This is a genomic window from Corynebacterium accolens (assembly GCF_023520795.1).
GTDB classification, from domain to species: Bacteria; Actinomycetota; Actinomycetes; order Mycobacteriales; family Mycobacteriaceae; genus Corynebacterium; species Corynebacterium accolens.
Genome location: NZ_CP046605.1, coordinates 1,610,299 through 1,626,670, shown reverse-complemented (window position 1 = coordinate 1,626,670; position 16,372 = coordinate 1,610,299). Strand labels below are relative to the sequence as shown.

Here is a 16,372-nt window from a genome sequence, read left to right as displayed (position 1 = left end):
GCACGCCGATAAGGCACACTATCTACGTGCGTACTCAGAACCTTGCAAATATCCCCTCCCCGCCGCAGGGCGTGGTGTGGCATCTTGGCTCCATTCCAATCCATGCGTATGCGCTGTGCATCATCGCCGGCATCCTCGTGGGCATGTGGATGACGCTGCGGCGATACACGGCTCGGGGCGGCAATCCCGATACCGTGTGGGATGCGACCATCGTCGTCATCCCTGCCGGCATCGTGGGCGGACGGCTCTATCACGTCATTACGGATAACCAGAAATACTTCTGTGATACCTGCAACCCAGTCGACGCCCTCAAGGTCACCAATGGCGGCCTTGGCATCTGGGGTGCGGTCGCTTTAAGCGCCGTAGCGCTCTGGGTAATGTTCCGGATCAAAAAGATCCCCCTGGCACCGTTTGCGGACGCGGTAGCGCCTGGCCTCATCCTTGCCCAGGGCATCGGCCGGTTGGGCAACTGGTTCAATCAGGAGCTCTACGGCCGGCCGACCGACGTTCCGTGGGCGCTGGATATCTACTACCGCGTCGATGAGGCGGGGGAGTACGCCCCAGTATCCGGGCATTCTACCGGCGAGGTCATCGCTTCGGTGCACCCGACGTTTTTGTATGAGCTCATTTGGAACGTGCTGGTGTGCCTGTTCCTTCTGTGGGCGCACAAGGCATGGAAGCTGGGGCGCGGACGGGTATTCGCCCTCTACGTCGTGGGCTACACTCTGGGCCGCTTCTTTATCGAAGGCATGCGCTCTGATGAGGCCACCGAAATCTTCGGCGTCCGCGTAAACCTCATCGTCTCCGCCGTTGTCTTTATCGCAGGTCTCATCGTCTTTTTCTTGCTGGACAGGCAACGCAAGGGCCCCGAAACTCCAGAGGAAGTTGACCCGCGGTACTACCGCGAGCAGGCGGAAAACGGCGGCGAGGGCGACGAGAAACGCGTGGCAGCCACGCATGCTAACGGCACCTCGGGCACTGCTACCGGCCGGAAATGACCGGTTATGTGTGATCGTGTCCGATTGCCGTAGTTAAGGCGCCAAAAAATTGTGGCCTGTCGGCGCGCGAGGGAGTAGGTTGGGGGTTGTTCAATTTCCCCGATGGAATAGGCCAATAATGCTGGATAGAAGAACCAAAATTGTCTGTACTCTCGGCCCCGCGGTAGCTAGCGGGGACGGAATTTTGCGCCTTGTAGAAGACGGCATGAACGTCGCGCGCCTCAACATGTCGCACGGTGAGCATGCGGACCACGAGGCCAATTACAAGTGGGTCCGCGAAGCCACCGAAAAGACCGGCCGGAACGTAGGTATCTTGGCCGATCTTCAGGGCCCCAAGATCCGCCTTGGCCGGTTTAAGAACGGCGAAGAGCAGTGGGATAACGGCGAGATCGTCCGCATCACCGTGGACGATGTCGAAGGCACCCACGACCGCGTATCCACCACCTACAAGGGCTTGGCCCAAGACGCGAAGCCGGGCGATCGCTTGCTTATCGATGACGGCAAGGTCGCCGTCGTCTGCAAGGAAGTAGACGGCAATGACGTGGTGTGCGAGGTTACCGAGGGCGGCCCCGTATCCAATAACAAGGGCGTGTCCCTGCCCGGCATGAGCATTTCGGTGCCGGCCCTGTCTGAAAAGGACATCGAGGACCTGCGCTTTGCCCTGCAGCTCGGCGTGGACTACATCGCGCTGTCCTTCGTGCGTTCGCCTGCCGATGTCGACAAGGTCCACGAGATCATGGACGAGGAAGGCCGCCGCGTGCCGGTCATCGCCAAGCTGGAAAAGCCCGAGGCTGTCGATGCCCTCGAGTCCATCATCTTGGCCTTCGACGCCGTGATGATTGCCCGCGGTGACTTGGGCGTTGAGGTTCCGCTGGAAGAGGTGCCACTATTCCAGAAGCGCGCTATCCAGATTTCCCGCGAGAACGCCAAGCCGGTCATCGTGGCCACCCAGATGCTGGATTCCATGATCGAGAACTCCCGCCCAACCCGTGCGGAGGCTTCCGACGTGGCCAACGCCGTGCTCGACGGCGCCGATGCGGTGATGCTGTCTGGCGAGACCTCCGTGGGCGCGGATCCACACAACGTGGTGCGGACCATGTCGCGCATTGTCAAGCGTTCTGAGACCGATGGCCAGGTCCCGCCGCTGGCGCACGTCCCGCGCACCAAGCGCGGCGTGATGTCCTATTCCGCCCGCGATATTGCAGAGCGCCTGAACGCGAAGGCTATCGTTGCCTTCACCTCCTCTGGTGATACCGCAAAGCGCGTCGCCCGCCTGCACTCTGATTTGCCGCTTTTGGTATTCACCCCGGACCAAGACGTGCGCGCCCAGCTGGCGCTGACCTGGGGTGCAGAGACCTTCTTGAGCCCCGACGTCAAGTCCACGGATGAGATGATGGAGGCCATCGATAAGTACCTGCTGGACTTGGACGAGTACGACGAGAATGACTTGGTCGTCGTTGTTGCAGGTACCCCTCCGGGAATCTCCGGCAATACCAACATGATTCAGTGCCACATTTTGGGAGAGACCATCAAGGACTAGCGGACTGAAAAATCCGCCGCGCCCCACACTCCATTGAGAGAGTGGACGCGGCGGATTTTTTATGGTGAGTTAAGCGCCCAGGTACGCCAGCACCGCCGCATGGGTGGCTTGGGTGGAGGCCTTGACCGTCGGCTCATAATCCGGCAGGAAGTTGGCCTGGTGGTTGACCGGGGGATCGGCTAGCTCAGATTCCGGGGTGCACCCTACGTGCCAAAAGACGTACGGCACGCCCCAGGCCTGGGGGAGGTAACAAAAGTCTTCGGAAGCGGTCGAGGGGGAGGCGGTAACGGATTCTTCCCCGAACGTGGCCGTAAAGACCTCGTCGATGGGCGAATACGCGGCGGCATCATTATCGGTGACCTCGCCGTGCGCGTAGTACTCGAAGGTGGGGTCCTTCTCGCAGCCGGAGGCCACGCATTCTGCCTTCACCATGCGCTCTAAGGAGGCATAGACCTTCTCCGCCAGGGCTGGATCATAAAAGCGCGTATTGAGCACGAGCTCGGCGGAATCCGGGATGATGTTGTTTTTATCGCCGGAGTGCAGCTCGCCCACGGAGATGACGAAGAACTCGTGCGGGGCTACCTCGCGGCCGACGATGGCCTGGAGCCGGGTGACGATCATCGCCGCGGTATAGGTCGGGTCGATTGAATTATGCGGCATGGAGGCGTGGGCGGATTTACCAAAGATGCGGATGCGCAGGGAATCGCAGCCGGCCATGATGGGGCCGGCGGTGTGGCGGACGGTGCCGGCGCGGCCGGGCATGATGTGCTGGCCTAAGCAAATATCGGGGCGTGGCACGCGCTCGGTGAGGTTATCGGCGATCATGTATTTCGCGCCCATGGATGATTCCTCCGCCGGCTGGAACAGGGCGAGAAAAGTGCCGGACCAGGTATCGCGGGAGGCATCGAGAAGCGCACAGGCACCGAGTAGGGCCGTGGTGTGCATGTCGTGCCCGCAGGCGTGCATGTAGTCATTGGTCGAGGAATACTCCACGCCGGTGGCCTCCTTGACCGGCAGGGCATCGAAATCGGCGCGCATGAGGGCGGTGGGGCCATCGCCATTGCGGAAAATGGCGACCATGCCGTGCCCGCCAATGTTTTCTTCTACTTCGCAGTCGAATTCGGCCAACTTGGCGCGGATGCGCGCCGCGGTGCGTTCCTCCTCGTGGGAAAGCTCGGGGTGGCGGTGCAGATCTTCGTAAAAATCCCGCTGCCACGCCAGGTCAGTATCCGCAGAGTGGACCACGGAAGCGATGTTTGTGGAATAAGACATAGTTTTCATCCCTTTGGTTAGGGTAGGGTCAGCTATATGCCGACTATTCAATTCGATGTATTGGTTCCAGATGAGCAAGCGGACCGCGTGGAGGAGATTTTTACCACTGCCACCGATAAGCTGGTAGCGGGCGGATCGCTTACCTCCGCCGAGGTTACTCGCCCGGCAGATCCCCAGTTCCCTGAGGGCTTGGAGGAACAACTGCAGCAAAATTACCGCGATGAACACGAAGAGCGCGACTTAGAAGGTGCGCACGCCCACCGCTATAACATCGCGGTGGCGGGAGCGACCGGCTCCGTGAACCAGCTGGCCATGGTGCTGTCGCGTTTGCTCACGCCGCACGCCGTATTGCCCAAGGATCACGTGCTGCTGGAGGATGAGTTGGCGCATGAGCGCCCCGCCATCTTTCCCTGGACGGTCGAGATTCGCCCTTAGCCCAGCTGCTTGACGATGTCCCGGGCAGCCCTAGCCAGCTGCTCCGGCATCCCACCTTCTTGATCTAGCTCTGCGGTGACGTGCTTGGTGTCCTGGTTGATGGCCCCGGCAACGATGCCGACGGGGGTAGAGGACTCCGCCGCAAGGTCCGCGACGGTGCCGACGACCTTGCCGGTTAAGGATTGCTCATCAAAGGCGCCTTCGCCGGTGATGACGAGGTCCGCCTGAGAAATGGCATCCGCGAGACCAAGGGCCTTCGCCACGTGGGCCCCGCCAGAGACGACGCGGGCGTGCTCATCGGTGCCCCACAGGGTGCGCGAAAGCCAGGTAAGGCCGATGGGAATGCCACCGGCGGCACCGGTAAATTCCGTTTCCGGATCCGTGCCGGTGACCTTGCACAATTGGAGCAGTGCCCCGGCAAGCAGGGCTATTTGTTCGCCCTCTGCGCGTTTTTGTGGCCCGTACATGGTGGCAGCCTGCATGGCCTTAGCCCGGGTATCGGCCAGGAGTGTGAAATCAACCATGCCCGCTTTGATGTTTAATTGCGCGGTATCGATGGAATCGAGCTGCACTAGCGGGGCGCCGCCCTTGGGCAGGGCATAGCCGCGTGCATCGTGGGCGGCAGCGCCGAGGGCAGCAAGGATTCCCATGCCACCGTCGATGCTGGCCGTGCCACCGAGGCCGAGCACGATGGAGGTGGCGCCGCGGGATTGGGCATCGGCAAGCAGCACGCCCGTGCCATAAGAATCCGCGTGAAGGGGATCGAGTGCGTCGCGGACCGCGGGCAGCCCCGTGGCGGCGGCGACGTCGATGAAGGCCGTGCGTCCAGCGAGGAAATACTGGGCCTCGGTCAAACGCCCCACCGCATCAGTTGTGGGAAGGGTAATGGTCTGGGTTTCTTGCCCGCCCGCCGCGGCGGCCTGGGCCAGCACCTGGGCGGTGCCTTCGCCGCCATCGGCCATGGGCAAGGTGGTAACGGTGGCGGTGGGGTAGTGCTGGCGGATTCCGTTGGCGATTCCGGCTGCGGCTTCCGTGGCAGAAGCGGTACCTTTAAAAGAGTCAGGCGCGACAACAATATGCATGCCCGTGATTATAAGGCCCACGACTCGTGCGGCGGCTTTTTGCCAGAAATCCGAACGTTCGACAGAAAATATTTACCTTTATCATCGCAGGTAAAAGCCGGTAAGCGGGGGAGTGAGAAATAATTGCACTTGCATTATCGGTAGATTGATAGGAAACTGGTTTCTGCTAGTCAAACTCCACGAGAATGGGATTTATACACTATGTCTGTTGATAGCCAGATTTCTGAGTACTACGACAAGCTACTCAAGCGTAACGCCGGCGAGCCGGAATTCCACCAGGCGGTGTCCGAGGTGCTGGATTCGCTCAAGATCGTCCTGGATAAGGACCCACACTACGCAGACTACGGTCTGGTTGAGCGCCTGTGTGAGCCAGAGCGCCAGCTCATCTTCCGCGTCCCATGGATTGATGACAACGGCGAGGTGCAGGTCAACCGCGGCTTCCGTGTGCAGTTCAACTCCGCGCTCGGCCCGTACAAGGGTGGCCTGCGTTTCCACCCCTCGGTAAACCTGGGCATTATTAAGTTCTTGGGCTTCGAGCAGATCTTTAAAAACTCCCTGACCGGCCTGCCCATCGGTGGCGGCAAGGGTGGCTCCGACTTTGACCCGAAGGGCAAGTCTGAGCAGGAAGTTATGCGCTTCTGCCAGTCCTTTATGACCGAGCTGCACCGCCACATCGGCGAGTACCGCGACGTTCCTGCCGGCGATATCGGCGTTGGCGGCCGCGAAATCGGCTTCCTCTTCGGCCAATTCCGCCGCCTGACCACCCAGCACGAGTCCGGCGTCCTGACCGGTAAGGGCCTGACCTGGGGCGGTTCCTTGGTACGTACCGAGGCCACCGGTTTCGGTGCCGTCTACATCACCGAAGAAATGATGAAGACCCACGGCGAGTCCTTCGATGGTGCCAAGGTCATCGTCTCCGGTTCCGGTAACGTTGCCATCTACGCCGCCGCAAAGGCACAGGAACTGGGCGCTACCGTCGTCGCAATGTCTGACTCCTCCGGCTACATCACCACCCCGAATGGCGTGGACGTTGACCTGCTTCGCGATGTCAAGGAAGTCCGCCGTGAGCGTATCTCCACCTACGCCAAGGAAGCTGGCAACGGCGTGGAGTTTCACGAGGGCGGCAATATCTGGGATGTCCAGGCTGATGTTGCACTGCCGTGTGCAACCCAGAACGAACTCGATGGCGAGTCCGCCAAGAAGCTCGTCGAGGGTGGCGTGCGCTACGTTGCAGAGGGCGCTAACATGCCGTCTACCCCGGATGCGGTACACGTATTCCAGGACTCCAAGATCAACTTCGCGCCCGGCAAGGCTGCCAACGCCGGTGGCGTGGCAACCTCCGCACTGGAGATGCAGCAGAACGCATCCCGCGACTCCTGGTCCTTCGAGTACACCGATGACCGCCTGCGCGGCATCATGAGCAACATCTTCAAGAACATCGACAACACGGCCAAGGAATACGACCGTGAAGGCGACTACGTGGCTGGCTCCAATATCGCCGGCTTCAAGAAGGTGGCTGACGCCATGCTGGCACAGGGCGTTATCTAAACTCCCCTTAATCCACGGCTCCCCATTTCTCCGCACCCGCGGGAGGTGGGGAGCTTCTGCATTGGTATGGCATGTGCCGATCCCCGTTGGTAGCCGGTGGCCAACTGCGCCAGTGCCGCGGGTATGTGGAGGGAAAATGGGTTACTCGCACACGGGATGCGAATCGAATTCGGAGAGCTTGAGCCCTCGCTGCACCGGCCTGAGGATTCAAGGCGCGCCCTCCACACAATGCGGGGTGCTGCGTTGTAGAATTCCCAGCATGTACCGTGTCTTTGAATCCCTTGATGAATTAGTTCAGCATTTGGAGCAGGCTTCTGGCTTTCCCATGACCTCCAATTGCTTGGTCCCCCGCCATGAGATGCTGGCGCTTCTCGATGACCTGCGTAACGCGCTGCCCGTAGAAATCGACGATGCGCAGGACGTTTTAGACAAGCAAGACGAGATTATCCGCGGCGCCGAAGAGCGTGCGGATAACACCATTAATGAGGCGAATGCGCAGGCCACCGATATGGTCAACCAGGCGCGCCAAGAGGCCGATACCACGATCGCGCAGGCAGAAGAACATGCCCAGCGGCTGATGGCTGATGCCGAGGCGCGCGCCCAGTCCACTCTTGAGCAAGCCCGCGCAGATGCAGACCGCACCATTGCTCAGGCCAACGAGGAATACGAGCGCTCGGTGGCCGAAGGCCGCCAGGAACAAGAACGTTTGGTTTCCGAATCTGAAGTTGTCCGCCGCGCCAACGAAGAAGCCAACCGGATCGTGGAGACCGCATACACCGAATCCAACCGGCTGCGCACGGAGTGCGACGACTTTGTAGATAGCAAGCTCAGCGAATTTGAAAGCTCCCTCAGCGGCCTCTTGCGCACCGTTAATTCCGATCGCTCCGCCTTGCGCGGTGGGGCCGGCGTGCGCTCTCGCGGCGGCGACTACCTGCCGTCCACCAACGCTGGTTCCTCTCGCGGTGGTGCTAGCGCCCCGCGCTATGGCGACGATGACGGTTACGAGCGCCGTTATACCGAGCGCTAAACGCTTAAACTACAAGGCACGACGCTTAAAAAGTCCTGCTGCACGGGGTACATCGCGAAAATCGCGGCACCGTGTAGCAGGACTTATTGTGCCTGTGGGAGTCTAGACCGAGCTGCGCGAGTTGGAGTGGTGCGGCGTGGGGGATGAGGGGGCATCGGCAAGCGAGGCGTCAACAGCATGTGCAGTGGGGTGTGGGCGCTGGCTCTGGACCGCCACGAAGGCCACGATTCCCGCGCTGACCAGGCCAGGGAAGAGGAAGGTGACCAAGGCCGTGGTGAAGTAGGACGAGAGCGAGGTCATCGAGCCGCTCATAAAGTCTTGGGGGAAGAACATCGCGCTGAGGCTAATGACCGCGCCTGCGGTAAGGAACATGGTGCCGACGCTAAGCAGCGCGCAGGCAAGGGCTTCGCGCGAAAGCCACGTGATGGCGGCGGCGCTGGCGGAAAATACTAGGGCACCGGTAAGTACTGTGAGGTCGAGTCCGGAAGGGATGACCAAAATCGCGCCGGCGATAAGCCCCGCGCACAAGCTGAGGATGAGGGCGGAGGAAAGGCGCAGGCCTCTGTCGCCGTAGATGCCGGAGTGGTCGGCCTTGGGCAGGCGATGGAGGACTGTCCCAGAGATGACCAAGAAGGTGGCGGGAAGGCAGCACAACACTCCGAATCTAGGAGCGATAGCGCTCAAATCTCCTGAGGTCGCGGCCAAGTGGTAAGTCATGCCTTTAGGCTAAGGCGGCTGCGGCCTGCAGGAAAGGGAAAACCGGCAAGCCATAGCGCTTTATGCCCAAACCTTCAGTTTCTTGCCAGAAAAAGCGGCCGTGCCAGCAACTACGCGGAGTTTGCGAGGCAGGGTAGACTACCAACTGTTATGACATCTCCATTGAAGTTCGATGTGGGCGAATTATTAAACGCCCAAGGCGCTGACGCAATGCCGGAACAACGCACCCAGACGGGACCTGCACCGGAAAGGATTGGCGTGGAAATGATCGCCATCCCTAAGGGTGAAGATCTCACCGTTGCCGCGATCCTGACCCCCCTGGGGTCAGGCGTTCTGGTTGATGCGGATATCTCGGGCGTTCTCACGGGCGAGTGTGCGCGCTGCTTAAAAGAGCTCCACCCACAGCTGGATTTGCACGTGACCCAGGTCTTTGCCGCCGATGAATCTTTTGTCAGCGGCGATGACGCCGATTCTGATGATGCCGGCTCGGGCGATGAAATCCCAGAAATCGAAGACGATGAGCTGGATCTGCTCCAGGCGGTCATCGATGAAGCAGGCCTGAACCTCCCGTTCGCCCCCGTCTGCGAAGACGGTTGCGATATTCAGACCCCAGAGGGTGTGACCACCGGAATTTCTGGGGAAGAAGAGGAAGAGGAGAAGGTAGACCCGCGCTGGGCAGGTCTGGAGAAGTTCCTATGAGCCGCAAGAAGAAGCTAACCGGGCACGAGGCATGGGAGGCCGCCTTTGCGGCGGTGGACCACAGCCCGCTCTTGGAATCGCTCGGCGTTGCCTTGGAGCCGGAAAACCTGCGCTTGGCGCTTACGCACCGTTCCTTTGCCAATGAAAACGGGCACCTGCCCAATAATGAGCGCCTCGAGTTCTTGGGCGATGCCGTCTTGGGGCTCTCGGTGGCCGCGAAGCTATACGTGACGTATCCATCGCGCCCGGAATCCGATATCTCTAAGATGCGCGCGTCCATTGTCTCGCGCTATGGGCTTTCCGATATCGCGCGTGAGATTAACCTGGGCCCGCATATCTTATTGGGCAAGGGCGAGCAGTCCACCGGTGGGCGCGATAAGGATTCCATCCTTGCGGATACCACCGAGGCGATTTTCGGCGCCATTTACCGCGAGCACGGCTTTGAAACCGCCCGCGATGTCATCCTGCGCCTCTTCGCGGAAAAGATCGATAATGCCTCTGTCAGCGGGCGCCACTTGGACTGGAAGACCACCTTGCAAGAGCTGTGTGCTGAGCTAAAGGCACCGATGCCGGTCTATTCGGCCACCGCCACCGGCCCAGAACACGATCAAACCTTCAGCGCGGTCGCGACCGTCGCGGGGCTGACCGTGGGAAATGGGCAGGGGCACAATAAGAAATTAGCGGAGCAGCAGGCCGCGCAAGAGGCATGCCAAACCCTGCGCGAAACCCCGTTGCTGGTGCAAGGGACCGCCCATAAAGAAGGCTAAATAATGCCAGAATTGCCCGAAGTGGAATCGGTGCGCCACGGCGTGGAAAGCTACGTCGTGGGCAAAGAGATTACATCGGTAGACATTGCGCACCCGCGGGCGAACCGCGGCCAAGATGAACCGCTCGCGGGCCTTATAGTGGGCAAAGAAATCGCCGCAGCCGCCCGCCGCGGTAAATTCATGTGGCTGGAATTCGTGGGGGAGGACCCGATGGATAGCCACCGCGACGTGCTTTTTATTCACTTAGGCATGTCCGGTCAGCTGCGCATCGGCCACACCGACTCCCCGCACCGCCGCATCACGGTAGTACTTAGCGATGCCACCGAGCTGCACTTCGTGGATCAGCGCACCTTTGGGTACTGGCTGTATGCGCCTTGGTCCACGATCTCACATATCGGTTTAGATCCCCTGGAACCAGATTTTGATATCGCTAGCGCCGCGCGCCGCCTGCGGAAGAAGAAAACCGCGGTAAAGACGGCGCTGTTGGATCAAACGCTGGTATCTGGCATTGGCAATATCTACGCCGATGAAGCGCTGTGGGCAGCGCGCATTTCACCGCGCAAGAAGGCTTCGGCACTGCGGCAGAAAGATGCCGTGGCGCTATTGGCCGCGGCACAGACCGTGATGTCTGCCGCCCTCAAAGCGGGGGGAACGAGCTTTGATTCTTTGTACGTCAACGTCAACGGTGAATCCGGCTATTTTGCGCGCTCGCTTGCGGCCTATGGCCGCGCTGGCCAGCCATGTTCCCGCTGCGGCACGCTCATTGAGCGAAGTGTTATCGGTGGCCGCTCGAGCCATTATTGCCCCCACTGCCAATAGGGCTTTACCTGTGAGGTTCACGTTGTGCACCTTCAGGCAGTAAATTAATCCGCATGGAATTTCTCGAAAATGTCGTCACGACATTTAACGATGGCGTGTGGACATACATCCTGCCCTGGCTGCTCATTGGAGCGGGCCTTCTATTCGGTGCGCGCACCGCAGTGGTGCAGATTCGCAAGGTGCCCGATATGCTCCGCGCCGTGGTCGAGCGCCCCAAAACCGACGATGAGGATGAGGGCGCAGGAAGCGGGGGAATTTCCGCATTTAAGGCATTTACCATCTCTGCTGCCTCGCGCGTGGGCACCGGCAACGTGGCCGGCGTCGCGGTGGCCATTTCGCTGGGTGGTCCTGGTGCCGTCTTCTGGATGTGGATCATCGCCCTCCTCGGCGGCGCTACCGCCTTTGTGGAATCCACCTTGGCGCAGCTGTGGAAGGTCCGCAATGGCGATACGTACCGCGGCGGGCCGGCCTACTACATGAAGCGCGGGCTGGGCTGGGGCCCGCTCGGCGTTTTATTCTCTATCGCCATCGTCTTTACCTTCGGCTTAGTCTATAACTCTTTCCAGACCAACGCCATCGCAGAGGCCGTGGCCTTTTCCTTCGGCCGCGAAGACGATGCCACCTTTGGCTCCATCATTGGCATCATCATCGCGATTGCCGCGGGCCTCATCATTTTTGGCGGCGTAAAGCGCATTGCCAATATCACCCAGGTGGTCGTTCCGTTTATGGCCCTGGCGTACCTGCTCATCGGCGGCTTCGTGGTCATTACGAACTTTGACAAGGTCCCGGGCATGCTGGGCGATATCATCGGCCACGCGCTCGGCTTTAAGGAAATCGCCGGCGCGGGCATCGGCGCCGCGATGATGAAGGGCATCCAGCGCGGCCTGTTTTCCAATGAGGCCGGCGAGGGGTCTGCCCCTAACGCCGCGGCTACCGCCACCGTCTCCCACCCGGTAAAGCAGGGCTTGGTGCAGACCTTGGGCGTGTACTTCGACACCATCGTGGTCTGTACCATTACCGCCTTCCTGATCCTGCTCGGCCCGGAAGTTGCCTACGGCGAAGAGGCCGAGGGCGTTTCCCTTACCCAGGCGGCCTTGTCCGCCGAGGTTGGCCACTGGGGCATTCACTTCGTCAGCTTCATCTTGTTCTTCCTGGCCTTTTCTTCCATCTTGGGCAATTACTACTTGGCAGAAGCCAACCTGGAATACCTCACCACCAATAAAACGGTGCTGAATATCTTCCGCCTCGTGGTGCTGTTCTTCGTCTGGTTCGGCGCAGTCGGATCCCTGCCATTGGTCTTCGCCCTGGCAGATACCGGTGCGGCGACGATGGTGATTCTGAATATCATCGCCATTGTTCCGCTATCCGGCGTGGCCATTCAATTGTTAAAGAACTTCAACGAGCAGCGCAGTAAGGGCATCGATCCGGTCTTCCACCGCGATATGCTTCCCGATGTCCCCGGTGTGGAGTGCTGGGACGGTTCTGACCCCGTGACTCGCCGCAGCGATGCGGACCGCAAAATCTTGCGCGATCGCGGCGAAGCCGATCGCTACTAATAAGGAAGGTGCAGTGGCATGGAAAGAATGACGGCTTTTGTGCACGGTACCGTGCAGGGTGTGGGCTTTCGCTGGTGGACGCGGTCGCGCGCACTGGAATTAGGCCTTTCTGGGCATGCGACCAACCTGGCAGACGGCCGCGTGCAGGTTGTTGCTGAGGGCCCGCGCAAAGACTGCGAGAAGCTCTTGGAACTATTGCAGGAGCAACCGAGCACTACCCGCCGCCCCGGCAGCGTCGATCTCGTGGTCGAGCAGTGGGCGGACGCAAAGGGCGAAAGCGGCTTTGTTGAGCGCTAATAGCCAACCCAATGCTTGCTGCAGCTCGTGTCTTAAAGGCTTGCTACACTATCCCAAATGCACCTGAAATCGCTGACGCTCAAAGGCTTTAAGTCATTCGCGTCGGCGACGTCTCTCAAATTTGAGCCGGGCATCTGTGCTGTTGTCGGCCCGAATGGTTCCGGCAAATCCAACGTGGTCGATGCCCTTGCCTGGGTCATGGGAGAGGCCAGCGCGAAGACCCTGCGCGGCGGCAAGATGCAAGACGTCATCTTCGCCGGGGCAGGCGACCGCAAGCAATTGGGCAGGGCCGAGGTCACGCTCACCATCGATAATGCCGATGGTGCGCTGCCCATCGAGTACTCCGAGGTATCCGTTACCCGCCGTATGTTCCGCGATGGCGCGAGCGAATACGAAATCAACGGGGCAAAGGCCCGGTTGATGGATATCCAGGAGCTGCTTTCTGATTCCGGCATTGGCCGGGAAATGCACATCATCGTGGGGCAGGGCAAGCTTTCTGAAATCCTGGAATCGCGCCCCGAGGATCGCCGCTCCTATATCGAGGAGGCTGCAGGCGTCCTCAAACACCGCCGCCGCAAAGAAAAGGCCCAGCGCAAGCTGACGGGCATGCAGGCCAATTTGGACCGCCTGCAGGATTTGACCGATGAGCTGGGAAAACAGCTCAAGCCCTTGGCGCGGCAGGCAGAAGCCGCCCAGCGCGCGGCAACAGTGCAGGCGGATGTGCGCGATGCGCGCCTGCGCCTGGCCGGAGATCGCATCGTCGGCCTGCGGCAGAAGCTTTCCGCTGCCGAGCAGACCGCGACGGCCCTATCCACCCAGGTGGAAGAGACCACGGCGCAGCTCGAAGAGGCGACCGAGCACCAAATGGAGCTGGAAACCCAGCTAGAGGAGGTCAATCCGCAGGCAGAATCCGCCCAGAAGTTGTGGTTTGATCTCTCCACCTTGTCCGAGCGCATTGCGGCGACCCAGCGCATCGCGGAGGAGCGGGCGGATAATGCCGGGTCCCAGGTCGCTTATGCCGGCCAGGATCCGGATGATTTAGAGGCCAAGGCAGCGCGCGCGGACGAGGAGCACGAGGAACTCCTGGTGGCGGCAGAAGAAGCTGCGGAGCGGTTAGAAAGCATCCGGGAGGAAGTGGCGGAGCGTCGGCAAGCATTCGAGGCCGCCGAGCACGAACATATGGCACAGGTGCGTGCCATTGCGGATCGCCGCGAGGGCGTGGTGCGCCTTTTTGCCGCCGAGGAAAAGGCGGCGGGGCAGGTAGCCAGCGCGGAAGAGGAGTTGGCGCGGCAGGAAGAGGCCGTGGCTTCGCTGCAGCGCCGCACCCAGAATGCGCAGGCAGAAGCTGCTGAGGTAGCGCAGAAGCTGGATAATTATGCCGCGGAGCGCCAGCCTTTGGAGGAGGCGCATACGCGGGCTGCCAGCGAGTCCGGTGCTGCCGATAAGCGCTTGGATCAGCTCCGCGATGCCCAGCGCGAGCGCGAGCGCAGTGTCTATACGCTGCGGTCCCGCATCGATACGCTATCCCAGACCATCCCCGAGTCGGTCGAGGTGGGCGAAGAATTCCAGCCATTGGCCGCGTATATTTCCACCACCTATGAATCGGCGGTTGCGGCCGCGTTGGGCACCTTTGCGGAGGCGCAGGCGGGGCAGTTGACCGAGGGCTTGATTGCGGATTTGGAGAAGGGGCCGCGCTCAGCGCTGCTGGATGCGGCGGCGGCAGCGCCTGCAAGCTCGTGGCGCGTCGATGCCGATTTGCCGCCGCAGACCTCCTGGTTGCTGGATCACGTCACGGTACAGCCTGAGGTTTCGGCGGCATTGCACAGGCTGCTTGCCGATGTCGTCCTCGTCCCCGATATTGCCCACGGCCGGCGCCTCGTGTCCGACGATCCGCGCTTGCGCGCCGTGACCGCGTCCGGGGTTGTCATCGGTGAAGGCTGGGTCGAGGTCGGCACCGGTTCCTCATCCACGGTGGAGGTCACCGCCCGCATCGCGGAGGCCGAAGAGGAACTAGAGCAGGCAAATCAAGCCCTGCACGAGCTTTCTGGCACCCTGGAAGGAGCAAAGATTGCCGCCGAGGATGCCCGCGTGACGGCCGCGTCCGCCAAGGCCGCGTTGCGGGAGCACGATACCGAAGCCGATGCCTGGAAGCGGGATCACCGCCGCTTGGAAAAGCAGTACGAGGCCAATAAGGCGGAGCTGGAAAAGTCCGCGCAGCGCGCCACCGAGATCGAGATCCGGCTGCAGAAAGCCAACCAGGAGCTTGCCGATGCCCGCGATAGGCTCGCCCGCGTCGACGCCGACGATCAACCAGACGAGCCCTCGTCCGCCGATAGGGACGCCGCCTCGGCCGCGCTGGAAGAGGTAAAGTCCATGGAAATGGAGGCCCAAGTCGCGGCCCGATCGGCGCAAGAGCGCGTGGGCCAAGTTGCCGGCAAGGCCGATAGCTTGCGGCGCCAGGCCCAACACGAACGCCAGGCGAAGGCCCGCCATGAACAGGCCATGGCTCGCCGCAAGGCGCAGGGGCAATTGGCATCGGCAGTGGCGCGACACGCACAGGATTTGGCCGCGCGGGCGAACCAGCTTTTAAGCCGCGCCACCTCCGAGCGCGATGAGTTTGTACACGAGCGCAACTCCTTAAATTCCCAATTGCAGCAAGCCAAGCAGGCGGTATCGGCCGCACGCCAAAATAGCGACCGGCTAACCGCGCGGGCGCATGAAGCAGAACTGGCCCGCTCGCAGGCACAGGTGCGCCTGGATGAAGCCGAGAAAAAGATCGGCGAACAGCTGGGCATCGCCATCGCTGACCTCTTGCGCGATTTCACCCCGGGCGAAGATTTCGACCGCAGCGCCGAAAAGTCGCGGCTGCAGCAGGCAGAAAAGGATTTGAACTCCTTGGGCAAGGTCAACCCCTTGGCCTTGGAAGAATATAAGGCGCTGGAAGAGCGCTACAGCTACCTGTCCACGCAGCTCGATGACGTCATCCAAGCCCGTCAGGACCTCGCCGGGGTAATTTCGGACGTAGATAAGCAGATCCTGCAGCTATTTACCGATGCCTGGCGGGATGTGGAAGCCGAATTTCCCAAGGTATTCAATACCCTCTTCCCGGGTGGGGAGGGCCGGTTGATCCTTACCGAGCCCGAAGACATGCTCACCACCGGCATTGAGGTCGAAGCCCGCCCGCCAGGCAAGAAGGTCAAGCGCCTGTCGCTGCTTTCCGGCGGCGAGAAATCCCTTACCGCATTGGCCATGCTCGTGGCGATCTTCCGCGCGCGCCCCAGCCCGTTCTACGTTATGGATGAGGTCGAGGCAGCGCTTGATGATGTCAACCTGCGCCGGCTCATCGCCCTATTTGAGGAATTGCGGAAGGATTCCCAGCTCATCGTCATCACGCACCAAAAGCCCACCATGGATGTGGCCAATGTCCTCTATGGCGTAACCATGCGCGGCGATGGCATCACCCGGGTCATCTCCCAGCGCATGAATCCAGCCGGGCTCGCGCCGGGAGCCGAGCAAGCAAGCCGGGATGCGATGCGGCTTGGGGTTGATGCGCCGCACTCAGGTGGTACGCCGCAGTCAACGGAATAGAAGTTTTCGCCTCCCTTTTGTGCCGCA

14 protein-coding genes are annotated in these 16,372 nt (G+C 60.9%); 11 read left to right on the top strand and 3 right to left on the bottom strand.

The window, feature by feature from the left end; genetic code table 11:
• The first annotated feature begins 26 nt into the window (after window positions 1–26).
• Window positions 27–998 carry a prolipoprotein diacylglyceryl transferase gene (lgt, locus tag CACC_RS07770; protein ID WP_035108438.1) on the top strand — a complete coding sequence of 324 codons (972 nt, stop codon included), beginning with the start codon at window positions 27–29 and terminating at the stop codon, window positions 996–998.
• Between the two features lie 121 nt (window positions 999–1,119).
• Complete coding sequence (gene pyk, locus CACC_RS07765) at window positions 1,120–2,538, top strand: pyruvate kinase (RefSeq protein ID WP_175279200.1); 1,419 nt, start codon at window positions 1,120–1,122, stop codon at window positions 2,536–2,538.
• A 69-nt stretch (window positions 2,539–2,607) separates the two neighbouring features.
• On the opposite strand, the gene CACC_RS07760 is transcribed toward pyk, so the two are convergent.
• On the bottom strand, window positions 2,608–3,819 hold the full coding sequence (locus tag CACC_RS07760; protein WP_005278568.1) for an amidohydrolase: 1,212 nt from the start codon (window positions 3,817–3,819) through the stop codon (window positions 2,608–2,610).
• 27 nt (window positions 3,820–3,846) lie between these two features.
• Between CACC_RS07760 and CACC_RS07755 the strand changes: the two genes are divergently transcribed.
• The gene (locus CACC_RS07755; protein ID WP_005278570.1) at window positions 3,847–4,245 is read left to right on the top strand and encodes a hypothetical protein; all 399 of its coding nucleotides are present in this window, start codon (window positions 3,847–3,849) and stop codon (window positions 4,243–4,245) included.
• On the opposite strand, the gene CACC_RS07750 is transcribed toward CACC_RS07755, so the two are convergent.
• A complete protein-coding gene (locus CACC_RS07750) occupies window positions 4,242–5,327 on the bottom strand; it encodes a glycerate kinase family protein (RefSeq protein ID WP_035108440.1) in 1,086 nt (361 codons plus the stop codon). The genes CACC_RS07755 and CACC_RS07750 overlap by 4 nt on opposite strands.
• Window positions 5,328–5,528: 201 nt before the next feature.
• Here CACC_RS07750 and gdhA point away from each other — a divergent pair, with 201 nt between their 5' ends.
• Together gdhA and CACC_RS07740 are read left to right on the top strand one after the other, a co-directional pair.
• Complete coding sequence (gene gdhA, locus CACC_RS07745) at window positions 5,529–6,875, top strand: NADP-specific glutamate dehydrogenase (RefSeq protein ID WP_005278576.1); 1,347 nt, start codon at window positions 5,529–5,531, stop codon at window positions 6,873–6,875.
• 259 nt (window positions 6,876–7,134) lie between these two features.
• Complete coding sequence (locus CACC_RS07740; RefSeq protein WP_005278579.1) at window positions 7,135–7,902, top strand: SPFH domain-containing protein; 768 nt, start codon at window positions 7,135–7,137, stop codon at window positions 7,900–7,902.
• A 102-nt stretch (window positions 7,903–8,004) separates the two neighbouring features.
• Here the strand turns inward: CACC_RS07740 and CACC_RS07735 are convergent, their stop codons facing one another.
• Window positions 8,005–8,619, bottom strand: coding sequence for a hypothetical protein (locus CACC_RS07735; RefSeq protein ID WP_005278582.1), 615 nt, complete (start codon window positions 8,617–8,619; stop codon window positions 8,005–8,007).
• A gap of 150 nt (window positions 8,620–8,769) precedes the next feature.
• On the opposite strand from CACC_RS07735, the gene CACC_RS07730 reads away from it, so the two are divergent.
• The 6 genes from CACC_RS07730 to smc are packed head-to-tail and all read left to right on the top strand — an operon-like array spanning window position 8,770 to window position 16,345.
• Window positions 8,770–9,318, top strand: a complete 549-nt coding sequence (locus CACC_RS07730; RefSeq protein WP_005278584.1) for a YceD family protein — start codon at window positions 8,770–8,772, stop codon at window positions 9,316–9,318.
• Window positions 9,315–10,085, top strand: coding sequence for a ribonuclease III (gene rnc / locus CACC_RS07725; protein ID WP_005278587.1), 771 nt, complete (start codon window positions 9,315–9,317; stop codon window positions 10,083–10,085). The genes CACC_RS07730 and rnc overlap by 4 nt, the downstream gene beginning before the upstream one ends.
• Before the next feature lie 3 nt (window positions 10,086–10,088).
• Window positions 10,089–10,904: a bifunctional DNA-formamidopyrimidine glycosylase/DNA-(apurinic or apyrimidinic site) lyase gene (mutM, locus tag CACC_RS07720; RefSeq protein ID WP_005278590.1), complete on the top strand. Its 816-nt coding sequence runs from the start codon at window positions 10,089–10,091 to the stop codon at window positions 10,902–10,904.
• Between the two features lie 53 nt (window positions 10,905–10,957).
• Window positions 10,958–12,460 (top strand): alanine/glycine:cation symporter family protein, encoded by a 1,503-nt coding sequence (locus CACC_RS07715; protein WP_005278593.1) that lies wholly within the window; start codon window positions 10,958–10,960, stop codon window positions 12,458–12,460.
• An 18-nt stretch (window positions 12,461–12,478) separates the two neighbouring features.
• Entirely contained in the window at window positions 12,479–12,757 is a 279-nt protein-coding gene (locus tag CACC_RS07710; protein WP_005278595.1) for an acylphosphatase, read from the top strand.
• Between the two features lie 57 nt (window positions 12,758–12,814).
• Window positions 12,815–16,345: a chromosome segregation protein SMC gene (smc, locus tag CACC_RS07705; RefSeq protein WP_005278597.1), complete on the top strand. Its 3,531-nt coding sequence runs from the start codon at window positions 12,815–12,817 to the stop codon at window positions 16,343–16,345.
• The last annotated feature ends 27 nt before the right edge of the window (window positions 16,346–16,372 follow it).